At 48.1% G+C, this 337-nt stretch carries 1 pseudogene; it reads right to left on the bottom strand.

The window, feature by feature from the left end:
• A pseudogene (locus PROVRUST_RS18305) lies at positions 1 to 337 on the bottom strand (ImcF-related family protein); the annotation flags it as partial.

Here is a 337-nt window from a genome sequence, read left to right as displayed (position 1 = left end):
CGCACATCGCTCATCAAGGATAGCTGGTCAATGGTATCCGATAAACTTTCGGTTTGGCGCCACTGTAAGCTGTTGAGGAAGTTAAGCCAGCTATCGGAGAAATCAGCAAAATAACGGTCAGTTAATTGTTGTTTCAAGGCTTCAGGGGAGATGTCCTCGCTGAGGTCATGCTGGTTATCGCTCAATACCCAATCAATTTCATTACGGCGGGATTCCACCACTTTTTTAATGGCGGGCTCGATGGATTCTTCCCAGGCTTTGCGGGTAAAGGTGCCCAGAGACAAACTCATCGGTGGTAAATAAAAAGCTGGCATCGGTATCGCCCGTCATGTCATCC

This window comes from Providencia rustigianii DSM 4541 (assembly GCF_000156395.1).
Lineage (GTDB): Bacteria > Pseudomonadota > Gammaproteobacteria > Enterobacterales > Enterobacteriaceae > Providencia > Providencia rustigianii.
This window is presented reverse-complemented; position numbering and strand designations above follow the sequence as displayed.